General features: G+C 48.6%; 16 protein-coding genes. 10 read left to right on the top strand and 6 right to left on the bottom strand.

The features are described from left to right. Positions 1 to 214 precede the first annotated feature (214 nt). Both ACUTVW_RS15555 and ACUTVW_RS15550 read left to right on the top strand, forming a co-directional pair. On the top strand, positions 215 to 370 hold the full coding sequence (locus tag ACUTVW_RS15555) for a hypothetical protein (protein ID WP_434748360.1): 156 nt from the start codon (positions 215 to 217) through the stop codon (positions 368 to 370). 294 nt (positions 371 to 664) lie between these two features. Next, positions 665 to 1,192, top strand: a complete 528-nt coding sequence (locus ACUTVW_RS15550) for a GNAT family N-acetyltransferase (protein WP_445646649.1) — start codon at positions 665 to 667, stop codon at positions 1,190 to 1,192. Between the two features lie 1,100 nt (positions 1,193 to 2,292). Here ACUTVW_RS15550 and ACUTVW_RS15545 read toward each other — a convergent pair. After that, a complete protein-coding gene (locus ACUTVW_RS15545; RefSeq protein WP_445646648.1) occupies positions 2,293 to 3,072 on the bottom strand; it encodes a Crp/Fnr family transcriptional regulator in 780 nt (259 codons plus the stop codon). 283 nt (positions 3,073 to 3,355) lie between these two features. Between ACUTVW_RS15545 and ACUTVW_RS15540 the strand changes: the two genes are divergently transcribed. The 7 genes from ACUTVW_RS15540 to ACUTVW_RS15510 all read left to right on the top strand — a co-directional run bounded on the left by ACUTVW_RS15540 (position 3,356) and on the right by ACUTVW_RS15510 (position 8,806). After that, positions 3,356 to 4,189: a hypothetical protein gene (locus ACUTVW_RS15540; protein WP_445646647.1), complete on the top strand. Its 834-nt coding sequence runs from the start codon at positions 3,356 to 3,358 to the stop codon at positions 4,187 to 4,189. A 397-nt stretch (positions 4,190 to 4,586) separates the two neighbouring features. After that, positions 4,587 to 5,012 (top strand): GAF domain-containing protein, encoded by a 426-nt coding sequence (locus tag ACUTVW_RS15535; RefSeq protein ID WP_445646646.1) that lies wholly within the window; start codon positions 4,587 to 4,589, stop codon positions 5,010 to 5,012. Positions 5,013 to 5,193: 181 nt separating this feature from the next. Continuing rightward, positions 5,194 to 5,844, top strand: coding sequence for a response regulator (locus ACUTVW_RS15530; protein WP_434748365.1), 651 nt, complete (start codon positions 5,194 to 5,196; stop codon positions 5,842 to 5,844). Beyond that, positions 5,837 to 6,952: a PAS domain-containing sensor histidine kinase gene (locus tag ACUTVW_RS15525; RefSeq protein WP_434748366.1), complete on the top strand. Its 1,116-nt coding sequence runs from the start codon at positions 5,837 to 5,839 to the stop codon at positions 6,950 to 6,952. Before ACUTVW_RS15530 ends, ACUTVW_RS15525 begins: the two co-directional genes overlap by 8 nt. A gap of 212 nt (positions 6,953 to 7,164) precedes the next feature. Continuing rightward, positions 7,165 to 7,659 carry an Lrp/AsnC family transcriptional regulator gene (locus ACUTVW_RS15520; protein WP_445646645.1) on the top strand — a complete coding sequence of 165 codons (495 nt, stop codon included), beginning with the start codon at positions 7,165 to 7,167 and terminating at the stop codon, positions 7,657 to 7,659. Positions 7,660 to 7,671: 12 nt separating this feature from the next. Continuing rightward, positions 7,672 to 8,259: a chromate transporter gene (locus tag ACUTVW_RS15515; RefSeq protein WP_445646644.1), complete on the top strand. Its 588-nt coding sequence runs from the start codon at positions 7,672 to 7,674 to the stop codon at positions 8,257 to 8,259. 1 nt (position 8,260) lies between these two features. After that, positions 8,261 to 8,806: a chromate transporter gene (locus ACUTVW_RS15510; RefSeq protein ID WP_445646643.1), complete on the top strand. Its 546-nt coding sequence runs from the start codon at positions 8,261 to 8,263 to the stop codon at positions 8,804 to 8,806. 188 nt (positions 8,807 to 8,994) lie between these two features. Here ACUTVW_RS15510 and ACUTVW_RS15505 read toward each other — a convergent pair whose 3' ends face one another. Next, the gene (locus tag ACUTVW_RS15505) at positions 8,995 to 11,367 is read right to left on the bottom strand and encodes an Ig-like domain-containing protein (protein ID WP_445646642.1); all 2,373 of its coding nucleotides are present in this window, start codon (positions 11,365 to 11,367) and stop codon (positions 8,995 to 8,997) included. A 220-nt stretch (positions 11,368 to 11,587) separates the two neighbouring features. Between ACUTVW_RS15505 and ACUTVW_RS15500 the strand changes: the two genes are divergently transcribed. Then, positions 11,588 to 12,193, top strand: coding sequence for a hypothetical protein (locus ACUTVW_RS15500; RefSeq protein WP_445646641.1), 606 nt, complete (start codon positions 11,588 to 11,590; stop codon positions 12,191 to 12,193). 425 nt (positions 12,194 to 12,618) lie between these two features. Here ACUTVW_RS15500 and ACUTVW_RS15495 read toward each other — a convergent pair whose 3' ends face one another. The 4 genes from ACUTVW_RS15495 to ACUTVW_RS15480 form a co-directional block, all read right to left on the bottom strand. Next, positions 12,619 to 12,804: an NUDIX domain-containing protein gene (locus ACUTVW_RS15495; RefSeq protein WP_445646640.1), complete on the bottom strand. Its 186-nt coding sequence runs from the start codon at positions 12,802 to 12,804 to the stop codon at positions 12,619 to 12,621. A gap of 21 nt (positions 12,805 to 12,825) precedes the next feature. Further along, the gene (locus ACUTVW_RS15490) at positions 12,826 to 13,962 is read right to left on the bottom strand and encodes a glycoside hydrolase family 88 protein (RefSeq protein ID WP_445646639.1); all 1,137 of its coding nucleotides are present in this window, start codon (positions 13,960 to 13,962) and stop codon (positions 12,826 to 12,828) included. A 79-nt stretch (positions 13,963 to 14,041) separates the two neighbouring features. Continuing rightward, on the bottom strand, positions 14,042 to 16,066 hold the full coding sequence (locus ACUTVW_RS15485; RefSeq protein ID WP_445646638.1) for a glycosyl hydrolase: 2,025 nt from the start codon (positions 16,064 to 16,066) through the stop codon (positions 14,042 to 14,044). Continuing rightward, complete coding sequence (locus ACUTVW_RS15480; RefSeq protein WP_445646637.1) at positions 16,059 to 18,239, bottom strand: heparinase II/III domain-containing protein; 2,181 nt, start codon at positions 18,237 to 18,239, stop codon at positions 16,059 to 16,061. Before ACUTVW_RS15480 ends, ACUTVW_RS15485 begins: the two co-directional genes overlap by 8 nt. Positions 18,240 to 18,299 lie beyond the last annotated feature (60 nt).

The raw sequence follows: 18,299 nt of genomic DNA, 5'->3' as shown, positions 1-18,299 counted from the left end.
GCTATTTGTTATAGCCTTATGATGAAATACACCGGGAATTCGGTGAATAAGTTGCGTTTCAACACGGTTAGGGATTGCATTTTACCCGCGTTCGATGCATAATGTGAGTATATGTGATAATGATTATCATTATTGAACTTGTTACATGTCCGATCTGATCTAACTACGGCAATCAACGCTTACGACTATATAGATAAAGGGGAACGAACATCGAATGAACACAACTCTGCAAAAGGCTGTCCTGCAGCTTGACGATTATTTGGATCTTCTGAACCTGGCGATTAACCTGGGTGACATGAGATGGCAAAAGGAAATCATCCGCAAGCTGGCCTACACCTATCCTGCAACGACATGCAAGCAGCCACAGTAACACAGTTGTTAACACGGTCATCTTCAAGTTTACTTCTGCAATGATCGGCAAGAGTAATCTGCAAGAGTAATCTGCAAAGTTGCTATTTACGAACTGAAATAACATACAAGTTACAGTTGGACACATAACTGCCTGCGAGGAATTCATACTTTTGAATTCGGTCGTGGGTTTTTTTGCGTGTATACGGTGCGGTACAATAGGATGCAATAATATGCAGTATTCATTCAGTAGGAGATGAGTGACGCACTCTGAGTAGGATGAAGAACCTGAAAGCGAGCAAAGGAGCGTATACACATGCAGCTTGAAACCGAAAGATTACTTATCCGTGAGATTGTAGAAAGTGACTGGCCGCATATCCATACGTATACTTCGATGCCCGAAATCACGGAACATACCGCATGGGGGCCAAACACGGAAGAAGATACCCAGGCCTATGTACAGGATGTGATTGGTATGCAGCTGGCTGAGCCGAGAGAAGGATATGAACTTGCGATTGTTTTGAAAAGAGAAGCCCTGCTCATCGGCGGCGCAGGGCTGCACCTTGTGGATCAGACCAATGCTGAGATCGGCTACGTCCTGCATCCCGCCTATCAGGGAAATGGATATGTAACCGAAGCCTGCCGCGCACTGCTTCATTTTGGATTCAGGGAACTTGGCATTCATCGGATCTATGCCAACTGCCGACCAGAAAACCTTGCGTCTGAGCGTGTCATGCAGCAAATCGGGATGCAGCGTGAAGGTCTGCTGCGGGAGCACTGGTTCTATAAAGGGGCTTATCATGACTCGGCACTCTACTCCATGTTGGATCGGGAGTTAGAGTAAATAACTTTTGTAGGGGAAACGGGGTACTGCGTGTCGGGACTACACACCTTGTGATGCGATGACATGAGGAGTGATGCGACAAGCTCGGTTATGTGGTGGTGTGTTGTAATGCACAGCGGGCGATTGGTTTCGTGATGATGTGCTGATGAAGTGCGATGCGATGGTGCGTGGGGATGACGTGCTGTAATCTACTGCGATGCGATCGGGTGCGTGGGGATGATGCGCTGTTAGCTACTGCGATGCGATCGGGTGCGTGGGGATGATGATGTGCCGTTGCATATTTAGGTATGTTGGATTGACATGTTAGTGGGCCGAACAAGGTACGCAAGCAGTAGCCAAAATTTCTAACGATCACCAGAAGCCTTATTTAGGTGTTTTTCAGCCGTTTAGAATTCTAACGATCTCCAGCGACGCTATTTCACCAAAAAACCGCAATAAAGCTGCATTTACCAGTGAATTTCGAGAAATAGCGTCTCTCCTGATCGTTAGATTTTCTAATGGGCTAAAATACATAAAATAGGGTCATCTGAGATCGTTAGCCGTGACCAGACGAGTAAAGTGGTTGGTTGGTTGGTTGGTTGGTTGTGGTCACAGCAAAAAGACGAAACAGCCGGTGCTGCTTCGTCCTTTTTACTGTTCCGTTCAATTCCATTTCATCCCGTTCCGATCGTAGTTCTCCCCACCGTACGTTCTCTCTAGTTATCCGTCTCGCTCTACCTACTCCGTACACCGTTCACGTGACTCATTACGTTCTCCACCCCATGATTTTCCGCACGCTCTATTACTCCACGGGTTCCCCTCGATACTCCAGGTTTCTCTTGCTTCACTCTCAAGTTTCTCTCGGTTCTCCCCAATTCCCTCATGTGCAGTCTGTATTTATTTCTCTAGCTCTTCACTACTTTGGCTATCTCGCCCACTATACTCACCACTTCGCCATCTCCCGTTTACGACCCCAATCGCCAGTGTAAATGACACAACATCCTGTTTATGGTGTAAGTGGTATGCCACAATAATCGATATTCATGCTTTAACGCTCACATTAATGCTTTACAGCTCATATTATTGCTTGATTCGCTATTTAAAGTCTGCTGCAACATCTCCTACAGACGGCACAGCTCTTTCGGGCAACTCGGGAACGAAGGGCATCCACACATGCAGCGGAGCGCGGCCATGTCCCGGATCATTAATTTACCGTCCATCATGTCCAGTGTACCTTGTTCTTTCCATGCTCCAAGCATACGGGTAACACTTTCCCGAGTCGCGCCAATCATCTCAGCGAGTTCGGTGTGATTCAGCTTCATCTCCAGCACGATACCATCTGGAACAATCTTGCCATACGTGTTGCTGGCACGGATCAGTGTCGAAGCAAGTGCGCCTGCTTTGCCGTATAACAACAAGTCTCGGAATCTCGACTGGGTAATCCGCTGTGCAAGTGCCATCCATTGCAGAAATTTAAGCGCAAGTTCCCCGTTTTTGCTGATCACACTTTCGAGATCTGTCAGCGAGATGATAGCCAGTTCCCCTTTTTCCGCCATCTCTGCACTGTAACTGTGATTCAATCCGCCAATGCCGCCAAACTCACCGATCAAGTCCCCTCTTTGCTGAATCGACAGAATAATCTCTTTGCCATCCTCCGTCGATTTGGTCAGCTTCACACGTCCCGAGCGAATGTAGTACAGATATCCGGCTTCATCACCTTCCAAAAAGAGACTGTATCCCGCCTTCACCTTTTTAGGCTGCATTTTCTCTTCAATCAGACTCCATTGATCCGGTGTGACAAACGACAGAATACCACCCGTTCTCTGTGTCATTTTGCCCGCCTCCGTCTGTGTCCGCTCTACTTTTTGGGTGATTCTTTCCACAAATACTGTACCCATCATTTTCGTCCCCCTCGGTAATTCCTTATGATTACATCATATCGTGAAAGGGTCAGAAAGGTTATCAGGGGATTACCTGATCTTTGGCGGGAAACTCCCCCAATTCGCTGTGAGAAAAGTCACACATCCCCAATAAAGGCCTCGTTTGCGAGTGATCCGATCTTAAATTGTCAATCTTTTACGTTAGTGCTAGCATACAGTTAAACACCAATGAGTCTTCAATATTGTGAATATTCCATTTTATAAATCTTCAATCTTATGCATCTCCAGAACAGGAGGAATACATATGTTATCGCTGGATAGTAATCTTTGGGTAAAACTATCAGGTCCCTACGGGTCAGCAGAAAATGCACCCCGCTTATTGCAACAACTACAGCAGCAATTCAGCCAAGAGGTTTTTGACGAACTGTTTCAGGAATATCTGTTTCATCAAAATACGATCTATACGGCTACGTACGCCGTCATGCCTTTTCTGTCACGTCTCGCATGCATGACATCCGATGCAGCAGTGCGCAAGGAACTGTTTATCAACTGCGGTGTGATAGAAGCAAACCGCGAGGAGCAGCACCAGACGCCCTATCCACCATCCTGGGTTGAATTGGCTGATGCCGTAGGCAGTTCATTCTGTACACAGATGTACAATGATTATGTAGAAGCTATTGATCAGCTCAGATCTCTGACGGAGCAAGTACTGACTGATGCTGCTGAGGCAACCACAGATGATATGGAGAAACGATACATCCTCATTGCCGATGCCGCATTCCGCGAATCCTATATCGTTGCGAATATGCTGATGACATTTACGGAAGGGGATGAGTATGTAGCCGAGTGCCCAGACTGTAAAAGTGAAGTGTATATATGGCCTGATGAACACCATAACGTTCCCCTTCATGCCTATGAACAAGATCCTGTTTTTCAACCTGATCAGCAGGCTCAGGCTATCATTCCCGCTCCTTCATTAACAGATGAGGAAACACAAACTTTAGCAGAACGGGCAGCAAGGATTGGAGAGCAGAAACTTACGGCACATCTGCCTTATCTGGCTGGGAAAACAACATGTCCCTCTTGCCGTGAGCATATCGCTGTATGGCCGGCGTTACTAAGCACATTTACAATGTAGAAAAGTAGAAACGTGTACATTTTCTGATCTGTAGGAGAGTCATCCTAATATAAACTCATTCAAAAACTCATTCAAAAACACACATTCAATCATGACAGTCGGCTAATGTTGCCGGCTGTTTCTTTCGTATATTGCATTCCCCGAGCGATCCAGCACCCACGTTCAGCATTTTCCAGAAGTGAAATAGGGGTTTTCCCTGAATTACAAGGCCCTCGAAACAGTCTACAATAGAACTAACATCGTAATAACCTGATTGTAATCTCTTTTTCCATCCAACGAGCCTTGAGTTCAAGGTTACCCATATGTTGTGACAACAAAGAATGACCATGATAATAAGGAAACGTAATGAGTGACGAGTTAATCGTCTATATGATTCGAGAAAAAGGAAGTGTCCCTCATGCATGATGAAATCTCATCTGCCGTTCAGGAGATGATGAGCGGCCTGTGTCAGAGCACCGCCGGCGATTTTTGCGGAATGGCCTGTGTGTCTGAATCGATGCTGCGCTGGAAATATACCTCCGGGGCAACCAATGAACGTGTGAAACGGATGACTATGCGCCCTGGACAAGATCTGGTAGGCACAGCGCTCAGAACCGGACGCACGGTCATGCTGGATGCGCAGTCCCGTGGAGAATACACCCCGGAGCGCTGCCCGCTTATGCTCGCTGAACGACTTGTATGTGCTATAGCTGTACCGATGTTCAGCGAAGGCAGTCTGCCAAGCGGTGTATTGCTTGTGGGGAGCAGAACCCCGCGCACGTTTTCCCCCGAGATGGTGATGCAAACCGAACAAACAGCCAGACAATTGGAACAATATGCATGAGCAGGATCAGAGCGCGGAGCATGTCTGCACCTCGTAAGCCATGCTCCATCTCCCTTTTATCGTCTATGTACCTTCAATGATCTTTACAAGGAATAGGAGACTTTTCGGATATTACACTCTGAGAAGTCTCTTTTTTGGTATGATAGAGATAGATGAAGGAAACGGACAGGGGGAAACGAAAGTGATTCGACTATTAGTTGTGGACGACCATGTGGTTGTGCGCTCGGGGCTCATTGCCTTGCTTGAAGGAAAGAACGATATACATATTGTTGGAGATGCAGCGGACGGCGACGAGGCTATCGCCAAAGCACAGGAGCTGAAACCGGATGTCGTTCTGATGGATTTCAGCATGCCACCGGGCAAGGATGGACTGACCGCTACAGCGGAGTTGAAAAAGTTAATGCCGGATATCACCATTTTAATTCTAACGATGCATGATGATGAGGAATATCTGTTCCGTGCAATCCATGCGGGAGCTTCAGGGTACATCCTCAAGAGTGCACCACATGAAGAATTGCTAGCCGCTATTCGTTCTGTAGCAGACGGGAGTGCCTACCTCTATCCAAGTGCAACCAAACGATTAATGAGCGAATACCTGGACAAAGCCAAACAAGAAAATGCCGGGCCGTATGACACCCTTTCGGAACGGGAGAAAGAGATATTGTCCTGGATTGCCAAGGGATATGCCAATAAGGAAATTGCCGAGCATCTGGTCATCAGTGTAAAAACCGTGGAGTCCCACAAAAGCAATCTGATGGAGAAGCTTGGACTGCGTACCAGACCGGAACTGGTGAAGTTCGCGATGAAAAAGGGGTTGTTGAACTTTGAGTAAGCCACGCAAAAACAGACTCAGCGGATTGGCCGATCAACCGGTTCAGCTACTGCTCAGCGAGATTGACCAGCACATCTCCGACAACGAGTTCCGAAGCAAACTGAAGGGTTCACTGCATCAACTCAGCGATCTGAAGTTTGCCCTTGATGAATCCTCCATCGTAGCGCTGACGAATCGCTTGGGTAAGATCCAATACGTGAACGATAAATTTTGCGAGATTTCACAGTATAGTCGCGAAGAGCTGATTGATCAGGATCACCGGATTATCAATTCAGGGTATCATGGCAAAGCCTTTATGAAGACGTTATGGGACACGATTTCTTCAGGCAAAGTATGGAATGGCGAGATACGGAATCGTGCGAAAGATGGCAGTCATTACTGGGTGAACACCACCATCGTTCCGTTTTTGGATAATGACGGAGAGCCTTATCAGTATTTGGCTGTGCGCAGTGAGGTTACCAAGCTGAAACGAGTTGAAGGCGAGCTACAGCAGATGATGTCGCAAGTGATGAACATTCAGGAAGAAGAACGTCGCCGCATCTCTCGTGAACTCCATGACGGGATTGGACAAAGCCTGTTCTCTCTTGTGATTCAGATGGATCGTCTGCTCGCAGATCAAGCGAACCCCGGTGTGGAGGAACTACGGAAACAAGTTACCGGTATTATGGAGGATGTACGGGGCATGGCTTGGGAACTGCGTCCTTCTGTGTTGGATGATCTGGGCGTCGTTCCTGCGATTCGAACCTATATCGAGAACTATAACCGTCATTACGGCATTGAAGTTACTCTGGAGTGCAATTTGCGCAAACGGCTGGAGATGAACCGGGAAATCGCCATCTATCGAATTATCCAGGAAGCCTTAACCAATGTGGCCAAATACGCTGACGTTGCCGAGGCACGAGTAACCGTAGAAGATACGGAAGAGCTCACGCTCGTGGTTATCGAAGACCACGGTACTGGATTTAATGAAGGTACTGCTGGGAATGGTGTTGGATTGTTCAGCATGGAGGAACGCGCACGCGGTGCAGGGGGTACGTTACGTGTATCATCGGAACCCGGCGAAGGAACAACCGTTACGCTTCTGTTACCTAAGACAGTGAATCTCTAACAGATTCATGACATACTTATGCCAAAGATGAATTGCCGACTGCCCGCAGATAGCGAGCAGTTTTTTTCTCATCAATCCGACAAAATGAAGGCATCCCATCATATATTTTCAACAATTACAATAAAATCAGTTGACTGTGGTTACGTTTCGTCATTAAACTATGAATGCTGCAATGATACTGCATACAGGAAAACGTAAAGGATGGTTCAAACATGTCACAGAAACGTTCCTCCAAAGGCGGAGAGATTCCACAAATGTACAATCTGGACGAGATGGATCGCAAAATCATCGCTGCCTTGCATGAGAACAGTCGAATTTCTTATACAGACCTCGGAACACAGATCGGATTATCACGCGTAGCCGTCCAGGCTCGCATCAATGCATTATCGGAAAAAGGAATCATCGAACGTTTTACCGTTGTCATTAACCCCGGCAAGGTTGGGCTACAGGTCTCTGCCTTTTTTAATGTCGATGTCGAGCCGCGCTTTCTGGACGAAGTTGCGGAGATGCTGGACGAAGAGCCAGCCGTGACCAGCCTTTATCATATGACCGGCCCAAGTACCCTGCATATGCACGGCATTTTTGCAGATATGGAAGAGATGGAGCAATTTCTGCTGGAGAAGCTCTACAAGATGCCAGGCATCGTCAAGGTAGAATCACAATTGCTCTTGAAACGTTATAAAAGCCGTATGGGCATGAGACTCTAGGAGGATATCAGCATGAGTTGGAAAGATTACAACGGTCTCGTGGTCGGTATGGTACGAACCGGAATTTTGGGATATGGCGGCGGCCCTTCGGTTATTCCGCTAATCCGTTATGAGGCTGTCACCCGTTACAAGTGGGTCAGTGATGATGAATTTGGCGAGATTCTGGCGATTGCCAACGCTCTGCCGGGGCCCATTGCAACCAAGATGGCTGCTTATCTCGGGTATAAAACGAAAGGTGTGCTGGGCGCTATTGTGTCCGTAATCGCTCATATTTTGCCGACAAGCATTGCCATTATTGCTCTGCTCGGTTCGATGTACGCCCTGCGTGAATCCAAAATAGTTGCAGGCATGGTAGCTGCCGTGCGGCCTGTCATTTTTGTAATGCTTGGCATGATGGCCTATGAATTTGCAATGAAAGCCTGGAAAGGGCTGGGTAAGTGGTTTGCCATGTTATTCGGTGTGATTGCCTTTGCGGCATTGCAGCTGTTAAACATTCATCCGGGGCTGGTGATTACAGTGTTCCTGGTCTATGGCTTCTTCCATTTTGGTCTCGTACAGCGTTTAAAATCCAAAGGTAACTCCGACAAGGAGGTATCGTAGGATGCTTCAGACATGGTGGGAATTATTTTGGGGATTTTTCGTAGCGAATATCTTGGGATATGGAGGCGGCCCCGCTTCCATTCCATTGATGCAGGAAGAGATTGTGAATCACTACCACTGGATGACTACCGAACAGTTTGGTGACGTCCTGGCAATAGGCAATGCGCTCCCGGGCCCGATTGCCACCAAAATTGCTGCATTTGTCGGATATCACGTCGCCGGTTGGTTTGGTGCGTTAATCGCCAGTGTGGCTACTATTGTACCGTCGGCAACTGCACTCATTCTGTTAATTCGTTTATTGAACAAACACCGGACTTCACCTAAAGTCAAAGGCATGACCCTGCTTGTGCAGCCGGTAATCGCTGTACTTATGATTCTGCTCACTTGGGAATTCGGTCAAGTATCCACGGGCTCGATCGGAATCTGGCAGACGCTCGTCATTGCGGGGATCTCCCTCTGGGTCATGACCAAAACCAAGCTGCACCCAGCTATTCTGATCCTTATTGCTTTTGCCTATGGTGCATTGGTACTGTCACATACGATGTGACGGGATGAGTTCGCTTACTCGACCTACTGGCTTACTTGAATATGAAAGCGATATGCGATCACTTCTATGGAAGCGATATACGATTACATCAGGATATAACTTAAAAAGGTGATATCAGCTTGAATGCTGACATCACCTTTTTGACATGTACTATTTTTGATTCATAGTCCCGGCTTCAAAAGACAGGATTACTTCGCTTCAACGACTACGGTAACCTTGGTTCTTACTCCTGCATAGGAGACCGTGATGGTTGCTTTACCTTTACCATTCGCCTGAATGATACCATCTTTTACGGAAGCTGTTGCAATACGGGACGATGTCCAGAGAGCCGGTTTGGATACATTCGCCTCACTGCCATCCAAATAGGTTGCCGTAGCTACAACGGTTGCCTTATCTCCCGCTTTCATAGTCAAGGTCACTTTATCTGTCTGTAAGTACTTCAGTGTATCGACATCCAGAGCAATCGTAACTGTTTTGCTGCCGTATTTTGCTGTGATTCTTGCTTTACCTGAGCTGAGTGCTTTCACTTTGCCTTTGGTCACTTGAGCCACTTTGTAACTATTTGATTTCCATTCGGCTTTGTCCGTAACATCCCGCTCACTACCATCACTCAAGATAGCTGTTACCTTCAGATCAACCGTTTCTCCTGATTTCAGGGAAAGATCCGGTTCGGATGCTTCAATCCGTGAAATCACATCAACTTCAACCTGAATCGTGATTTTCTGCGAGCCGTATTCGGCTGTGATATTCACTTTACCACTGCTATTTCCTGTGATTACGCCTTTTTTCACATCAGCTACACGGGCATTGCTGGATTTCCAAGTTGCATCAGCTGTGACGTCCTTGGTATTACCTTCCCCATCCGTGCCTGTCAGGATAATGGATTGTGTTTCTTTTGCCGACAGCACGACAAAGTTCACATCCGCCTCCAGGCCGCTCGCCATACCGACTTCTACAGGGAGTGTCAGCGTTTTGCCTTCGATCTTGGCTGTAATGGTCGCTTTACCTATCGCTACCCCCGTAATAATCCCTTTGCTATCAATCTCAGCGATTTTCTCGCTGCTGCTGCTCCATGTTGCATTGTCGGATACGTCCTTGGACGTTTCGCCATACACCGCAAGCACTTTGGCAGACGTGGTTCCGCCAACAGCAACGGTTGCTTTCTTTTTGTCCATCTCATACTTGTCCGGAACATCTACGTTCACCGTGAATTTAACCGTTTTACCGCCATAGGCTGCGGTAATGGTAGCTGTACCCGATTTGTAAGCGATCAGTTCACCGCCAGATACATATACAATATCTGCATTGCTGGAAGTCCACGTTGCTTTGGACGTTACATCTTCCTTGCTTGCATCAATATATTCGGCGTTTGCTGTCAGCTTTTTCGTTCTGTTGTTACCGGTAACACTCATAGCCAGTTTATCGTTCACATCTTTGATATCCAGATATCTTGCTGTATCCACATCCACGGCGATCTCTACCGTTTTGCCACTATACGCGGCCTTGATCGTTGTTGATCCTGCACTTACTGCTGTAATTTGGCCTTTGAACACTGTTGCAACTTTATCATTGCTTGACGTCCATGTCGCCTGATCCGTTACATTCACATCACTGCTGTTAGGATACGAAGCCGTAACTTCAACAGTAGCCGTTTTATTGGTCTCACTTAAACGGAAGAAAATACTCTGTTTCCCCACGCTAAGCTTGCTGGTGAGATCCACATCAACGTCTACAGATACCGACTTCGTGCCGTATTTACCTGTAATTTTGGCAGAACCTGCCGAATAACCTGTAATACTGCCTTTCAGCACATCTGCAATCTTTTCGTTACTCGACGTCCACTCTGCAAGATCGGTTACATCTTTGGTCGTTCCATCGGGATAAGTGGCTGTTAATTTCACACTTTCCTTCTGTTTAAGAAGCAGAGTAACCTGACTCTTGTCCACATCCACACGTTTAACAACTTCAACATTCACATCTACCGTAATACTCTGGCTACCCAGTTTCGCCGTGATCAATGCCGTACCTGCGCTTTGACCTGTTACTTTACCGTTTACTACGGTAGCAACCTTCTCATCACTGGTTGTCCATACAGCCGTGTCTGCTGCTTCTGCGTTGGTGGAGTTGTCGCTATAGGTAGCGGTCAAGGCAATGTCCTTCGCTTCTCCTTTGCGTAAATCCAAGCTTTGTACATTTTTCGTAAGGGCTTTGACCTTCTTCGTTACTTTAACCTGAATGTCCTGAGTGAGCCCTTTGTACGTTGCCGTCAGCGTTGCTGTACCTTCTTGCTTCGCCGTAATTGAACCGTTATATGCAGTTGCTATTGAAGTATTACTGCTACTCCAGGAAGAGCTTATTGTAACGTTTGCCGAGGTATTATCTGAGTATACCCCCGTTATAGTCACTGATCCTGATTCGCCAACTTCGAGCGACATTTCATTCTTGGAAACCACAATTTTAGACAGTTCTTTCTCTGCCGCAGCAGCCAAGCCTACGTTGGAAATACTCAGCATCAACACCAGCATCATCACCATGTACTTGGTCAATCTTGGCTTTAACATCATTTCCCTCCGATAATCGTCAATTTTTTCCTACTATATATTGTCGGCAGGAACTTTCCAGATGTTTAGACTTTCAGGAAAATTTCAGGTGATTATATGGAAATTCATACTACTGTTTCATTTAGCGGAGTCCAATTCATAATGATACGAACGGCGCATAACCTGAATATAAGGATATATTCAGGTACAACATCATTTTTCAGAATCGGAGGAAATCTGTGTGAATCAGTCATTTGATTACATCAACTACTGGGAGCAAACTTATTCTTCGGGTGAAACATCCGGCAGAGGTTCCTATGGCGTGTTGGCCGAATTCAAAGCCGAGGTTGTTAACGCGTTAATCCAGCGTGAGGGCATTCATCGGGTTATCGAATTTGGCTGCGGAGATGGGAACCAGTTGAAATATATGAACTATGGCGAGTATCTGGGTATGGATGTGGCAGCTTCATCCGTAAAACACTGTGTGTCGTTATATGCCAGCGACCCATCCAAAAGCTTCATGGTCTACACACCCGGCCTATGGGTCAACCGCGGTTTTCTCCAAGCCGATCTAACGGTGTGTCTGGATGTGTTGTATCATATTACGGATGAGACAGACTTCCGGGCTACTCTTAACGATGTTCTCCATACCTCAACCCAATGGGTCGTTCTCTATACAAGGCTGAAGGAGAAAGGGAATTCCGGTGTGCAAACCATACAAGATCGGAATGTGTTCCATTATCTGTTTGACTATCCCGAATTCAAAGTACATGAGATCATTCGCCAGCGATATCCCGAGCAGTCCTCTGCCGACTTTGTCATTCTGAAACGTTCACCTGTGAAGTAAAATCTGCTTTTGAAGAAAATGGCGAAAATAGAACCGCCCTGTAAAGGGCGGTTCTATTTCTTGCTTCTGTTCAACCAGGTAGACGTTTAACGATACTGTTTAAGATACTATTTTACATACATCTAAATATGCCTTTGGAGTTTGACATGTAGTTCTACCGATGTCGCAGTTCCATACTCCAGATAGCTTACAGAACCGTTGAAGTTTAAATAAGCCTCATAACGCATACGAATGGCGGGTAAAGGTGATCATGTCCAGAACATTCTCCTTTGGAACCCACCTGCACTCACTTGTTTCCTCAGAAGTCGTTAACTCCCCACCTTCTGCTCTGCACACAAAATCAAACATGACTTTTGTAGGAACATCCGTTACACCGTCATACCACTTATGAATAGCTGTATTAGAAACAACACTTATTAAATGGATTATTGTTGCGATGATTCCACTTCCTCCTGGATTTCACGAATGACGCCATCCATCAGGTTCTCTCCAACTTCAGTTATTCCGCCAGGATACACCCATCCATCATCATGGGTTTTGACCAACAGGATATTCCCCTGTCCATCTTCTACAATTCCACCTGCTGATACGATATGTGTCGGGAATGACAATTAGGAACCTCCTGCTTCAAGTTAAAATAAACCCTTACTACCGCGCAGCTTCGCCAGCGCCTCCATATAGAAATAATCGCCGTAAATGATCGGCACATTAATGCCACGCCCCTCCGGGTAGTGCACCGTCCCCTGCATGATCAGCCCTTCCTCCGCTGCCGATTCGCCGGAGCTGTAGTGCTCATACAAGCCGCGGACGATGCGCTCTCCCGCTGCAGCGTAGATTGGCCCGCGCGGCGACAGCTTCGCGAGCTCGAACAGGCCGCTCGCGGCAATCGCCGCAGCGGACGAGTCCCACGCCGCCCGATGCTCCGCAGGCGCGCGGAAATCCCACACCGGCACGATATCTTCGCCAAGCATGGCGAGGAAGAAATCGGCCGCTCGCTCCGCTGTCTCCAGATATCGGGCTTCGCCCGTATACCGGAAAGACAGCGCAAACCCGTGCAACGCCCAGGCGGTGCCCCGCGCCCAGGCGGATCCGGGAGCATGGCCTTGGCCGCCATGCTCCCGCAGCTTCTGCCCCGTGTGTGGATCAAACTCCACCACGTGGCAGATGGACCCGTCTGCGCGGACGAATTCGCGCGCCACGGTGTCCGCATGTGCTTCCGCCAGCCAGCGGAAGCGAGGATCGCCGCTCTGCTCGGATGCCCAGTAGAGCAGCGGCAGGTTCATCATGCTGTCAATGATGGCAACGCCGCGCGTGTCCATCATTGACGAACCGAAGTTCCATGCGCGGATGAACTCACCGCGCACATGAAAGCGCGCAGCGAGCAGATTCGCGGCCAGCAGGCCGCGGCGTCGCCCCTCCTCGCTGCCCATCTGGCGGTAGCTCGCTACGCCACTAAGCAGCCAGATGAAACCCAAGTCGTGATCCACAGCATCCGGATCACGCAGACAACCTTCGAGCTGCCGCTCACAGCTATCGGTGATGCGCAGAAGCTCCGCCGCAGCTTCGTGACCCGGATCATCTCGGTATACTAGCCATAACAGCCCAGGCCAAAAACCGGCTGTCCACCATTCCGGATCATTCCTGTCGTACACACCATTGGTTGAAATATGAGGAAAGGTATCCTTGATTCGTTTCGCATTCCGAATCGTCTTGACTGCTCCTTGTCGCCATGCTTCCTCCAGCCATGTTGCCGATGTTGAAGTGTCCATGATCTTGTTCCTCCAGTTTCTATGCGAGATCGCATCGCATGCATACATAGATGAATAGCTTGACTGCTTCCGTTATTCTTTAGTTCTGTCCCAATCGAACGGTAAAAGTCAGTTGCTGTGCACCGTAAACTTCCATTCGGGCCTGCTTCAACAGACCGTTGCGTGACGCCACTTCCTGTTGATCCAGCTGAATCACAGCCCCGGCATCCTGTACCGTGGATTCAACGTACGCTCCCCGGTACACTGTACGCACGCTTTTCTCCGTCTGGGTAATCACAGCCTGCTCCTCGCCATCGCAGAACATCAGCGGAATCAAGGCCCCCACCGCCTCAATCTCACCTTCGAATTCATACGTCACCGTCAGTTCATCGGCTCGTTGCACATAACGGGTGCTTATAGACTGTATTCCAGGTAAAGGCCCCGTCCAGGTGATCTCAAAAGCATTTCCCGCAGTGTTTATCCGGGCATGCTCAGCATTTTCTCTCATAGCTTGCTCAAAGATGTTCTCCCCAGCGCTTGAATTCACATCTGCTACCGTCACCGTTTCATGCAGTGTATGATCTGCCTGCATTTCAACCCGTTCAGCCCCATGAAGCTCTAGCTTATACACTATCGAACCACCGCCGCTAGCCGGATGGATTCCCGCATCACGGTCATAGTCGCTACCAGACGGGATGCCTTCGGCCAGACTATGCCAGACCCCGTCGTTAGTTTTCCAGGCAGGGCAATAACTCAAAGGACGAACAACCCCTTCTGCAAATTCCGTGAATCCTGCCTGCATATGGCTAGCCGCAGACGGGCCGATTAAACCTGGTAGGCCAGCCTGCTGTATTCGCACCAGTCCGGGAATCGTATACGGATCATTCAGTGCGGTGTGCAGAACGATCTGCTGACCTGGCACAGAGGACAGTATCGTTTCAAACCAGCCATCCGCCCGTAGTACCCGGTTTCCAATCTCGGAGGGAAGATAAGAGGGCGTCATATCCTCCTCTGGATCACATAGACAAGCATGCGCCAGCGCGGCTGCCGTCCACAGATTGTAACAAGTGTGATTCGTGTAAATTTCATATCCGTGTCGCTTCTCGGGTACATATTCGTTGCGTACGATTTTCAGCCGTCCATCTGGCATCAGCCAGCGCTCTACGGCTTCAAAACAACGATTGGCCGCTCGTGCAAACGCCCCGGCTATCACAGAATCCCCCGCTTGCAACGCCAGCTTGGCATGCACCGAGCATACATAAGCAGCGGCAGCTTCATTCCATTGGTGCTGGGAACTACGACCACGAGGTGGTATTTCTCCTAGCGGAGACAACATCAACAGTGAGCTAAACGCACCGTGACGCATCTTCTCTCGCAATGCATCTGCTACTTTTCCTTCATACCCGGCATCCAGCATCACTTCAAGATGATAACGGGTAGCGATATCATAGGAAAACGGACAATTGGGCCGATCCAGCGGCCCATCCTGGTACAATCCAAGCCCGGTAAACCGTGGCAGATGGTACGCTTCCAGATAACGATCCATCCATGCCGTATCCTCACTTGCAAGCTGCTCACTCCACCGCAAATATTCGCCCGAGATCATGATGGCATTCCAGTTAATCATGCGATTGGCATTGTTCATCTTGCTCATTGTAAACACGTAGTCACTCTCAGGATGAATGGTTTGCAGTGCCTCAGCCCAGATGGCTGCCTGTTCAGGTTGATGAGGTGCCAGTAACATATAAGCTCGCATCATGAGCACTGGGAAAAAATCCGGATGATTGTCCGGTGCACTGCCGTTCACTACTGCATCAATGCTCTGTGACAGGGCTGCCGATGCAGAATCCAGAAGCTCCATATGCCCTGCATCCACTAGTACAGCTGCCGCCATAGCATAAGCTGGCGTGGAATAATAGCGTTCTGTGCCTGAGTATGGATCAATAATAGCTCCATTCATATCTTGAACCTTCGTGTAAGCGTTGACAATTTGTTGAACGAGTGCCAGCTTGCGCTCCCGATTCCAGCCATCTGCCGGTGCGGGGCCTGCCTCTGCTGCCAAAGTCCGATACTGTTCAAGCTCCTTTTGCCATGGATATGTCGATGTGGCTGTATAACTACTCACGTGGACTCACCTCGGTTTCTCCTTTATGGGGTTCAATAATAAAATCAACCTGACATACAATCCCCGGCATATCTAGATTAGCTATCCCGTGCGCCTGCTCCCCTGCAACACCTGGCGTATCTCCACCATCCGTACTTTCCAAGACCTCCAGAGTTCCTAAGAAGTCTTGGGTTTCCGAAACTCCCGTCGACATTAACGCATCTCCGACTCTTTCTTCCTTGCCCTTTGTCGCTGTTACTTCGTTCCCTTTCCACACAAGGGATGTACGATAAAATGTAACAGGTACCTGATCATGATCCACGGTGTGTACCGCTTCCGTCTCGGCCTGCCACTGAATGGCATCATATATCATGTACATATTAGCGCGTGAAGCCTGCCACTTAAGCTGGCCATCCTTTTCCATCACCGGACATATCCGGCTTATCCAACGTTCAACAACCCGCAATCTGGCATATGGCTGCTCTACTGAGAATTCCACAGAGTCATCCTCTGCGCTAGCCCTCCATTGAAACCGATCTATAACTCGTAAGCTTGCCACGGCCCCATCTTTTTCGATCCTCCAGCACACATGGCGTGTGAACTTCTGCAACGATTTCACCTCAGGATATGCACGAGTCAGATCCAGACCGGCCTGCATTCCATGTCCATCCGGCTCAAGCTTGAACTCCAGCAGTTTGGCTTCGGCCCGTCTGCCAGAGCTCTGCTCACAACCTTGAATCATAGGCACGTTATGCCCGGCAGACGAAATATGAAATAACCGCTCACGCCCTGGAGCAAAATACGCCTGAGTGTACACCCCTGCTCCAGGGTCACACAACATATTTTCACCGCCGCAATGGATAATCACTTGTCCCAGATCATTATGATTGTGAGGTTCATCATTATGCCCGCCTTTGAACGAACACGCTGTCTGAATCCACTCCTTGCCTGAACGCTGTCTGCCCTCTTCTTCGCGTGCATTTGGTACATGCAAGACACCCTTCGCAACCATCCATTCCAGCTGTTGAAAAATAAATCCGCCGTTCGCCTGTACAGCCTCTTCTTCATGCACACGTTCATACACTGCCGGATCGCTCCACATCACGTTCCGCAGCAGATGGGCCCAGCGACGACAAGGATCGTCTGTCAGCTGCGGGATGTGTATCGGCAGATCCACCTGCATCCCGAATCGTGCAGCTAAGCGGGACAGCAGCCCCGATGGAATCTCTTCATGCTCCGAGCTATCCGAATAATTGACGAATATGCCACCTGACAGATGAATTCGCAGCGGGAATGCTGCTATAGCTGCTATTTTGGAACCTGTGAGCAGATTCAACGCTCCTTCACTGTAGTCCAACAACATCTCGGCATAATAGACAAAATAACCGAACCCGTAGACCCAGTATCCAATCCCTTCGGCACAGCCACCGTCCTCGCCATATCCGTTCAGGAACGCTTTCATACAGCTAAGCGCCTGCCGGGTGGACTCCAAGAGCATCATTGTATCCTCTAGCAGCAACATGGCAGCCATACCGCAGCACCCTCCGCAGACAGCAGACCAGTTGTGATCTGCCGTCTGCCAGTGATACGCCCGCTTTTCCCTGTATAACGGCGTAAAGATACGCCGCTCCGCCTCTAGGCTGATCCGTGTAACCACCAGAGGGTCGAGATGATGACGATGAATCTCCACAATTTCAGCAAGCATATGTACCGTTTCTGCGGCAAAGAGGTCAATATTACCCTCCACCTGCTCCGCTTCTCCCGTTCCCAGATGTGCCGGAAGACACCACGTATATTCATCACATACCGCCCATAGTATTTCTTCAAGAGCATGGATCATATCGGGGGCATTCGAATCGAGCGCAAGCAAGGAAACGGCTGCTAATCTACCTCGTCGGTCGAAATAAACATGCTCGTAAGCCTGGCGATCTCCCGTCGTGCCAAACTGTCGAAACAATTGAAATGTCAGGAGAGGCAAAGATTCATTTAATGCCCGCTCTCCATCTGTCTGCAAATCTTTGAGCAGCTCAGTTAATGCCGGCCTAGACAATCTCTCCCGGAGTTTACCCGCCATAAATTCCCTATTTCCTTGACGGTAACCTCGCTTTTTAACGTGATTAAACACCTGTTGAATCCGTTGTTCATCTGGCCAGTCGATCTTCCCAGCTTCATCTACATCATCACTTGTACGCATATGCATATGTTCATTGCCAGTATCGTGATCAGAGCCTTGCACAGCATTCACCACGTTTCG

It is taken from the genome of Paenibacillus sp. TSA_86.1 (assembly GCF_052691815.1).
The sequence above is the reverse complement of the archived record's forward strand: the minus strand, read 5'-3'. Positions and strand labels throughout refer to the sequence as shown.

Excerpts from the sequence above, each read along its gene's own strand:
- ACUTVW_RS15555 (WP_434748360.1), top strand. The coding sequence starts at position 215 with ATGAACACAACTCTGCAAAAGGCTGTCCTGCAGCTTGACGATTATTTG.
- ACUTVW_RS15550 (WP_445646649.1), top strand. The coding sequence starts at position 665 with ATGCAGCTTGAAACCGAAAGATTACTTATCCGTGAGATTGTAGAAAGT.
- ACUTVW_RS15545 (WP_445646648.1), bottom strand. The coding sequence starts at position 3,072 with ATGATGGGTACAGTATTTGTGGAAAGAATCACCCAAAAAGTAGAGCGG.
- ACUTVW_RS15540 (WP_445646647.1), top strand. The coding sequence starts at position 3,356 with ATGTTATCGCTGGATAGTAATCTTTGGGTAAAACTATCAGGTCCCTAC.
- ACUTVW_RS15535 (WP_445646646.1), top strand. The coding sequence starts at position 4,587 with ATGCATGATGAAATCTCATCTGCCGTTCAGGAGATGATGAGCGGCCTG.
- ACUTVW_RS15520 (WP_445646645.1), top strand. The coding sequence starts at position 7,165 with ATGTCACAGAAACGTTCCTCCAAAGGCGGAGAGATTCCACAAATGTAC.
- ACUTVW_RS15515 (WP_445646644.1), top strand. The coding sequence starts at position 7,672 with ATGAGTTGGAAAGATTACAACGGTCTCGTGGTCGGTATGGTACGAACC.
- ACUTVW_RS15510 (WP_445646643.1), top strand. The coding sequence starts at position 8,261 with ATGCTTCAGACATGGTGGGAATTATTTTGGGGATTTTTCGTAGCGAAT.
- ACUTVW_RS15505 (WP_445646642.1), bottom strand. The coding sequence starts at position 11,367 with ATGTTAAAGCCAAGATTGACCAAGTACATGGTGATGATGCTGGTGTTG.
- ACUTVW_RS15490 (WP_445646639.1), bottom strand. The coding sequence starts at position 13,962 with ATGGACACTTCAACATCGGCAACATGGCTGGAGGAAGCATGGCGACAA.
- ACUTVW_RS15480 (WP_445646637.1), bottom strand. The coding sequence starts at position 18,239 with ATGCGTACAAGTGATGATGTAGATGAAGCTGGGAAGATCGACTGGCCA.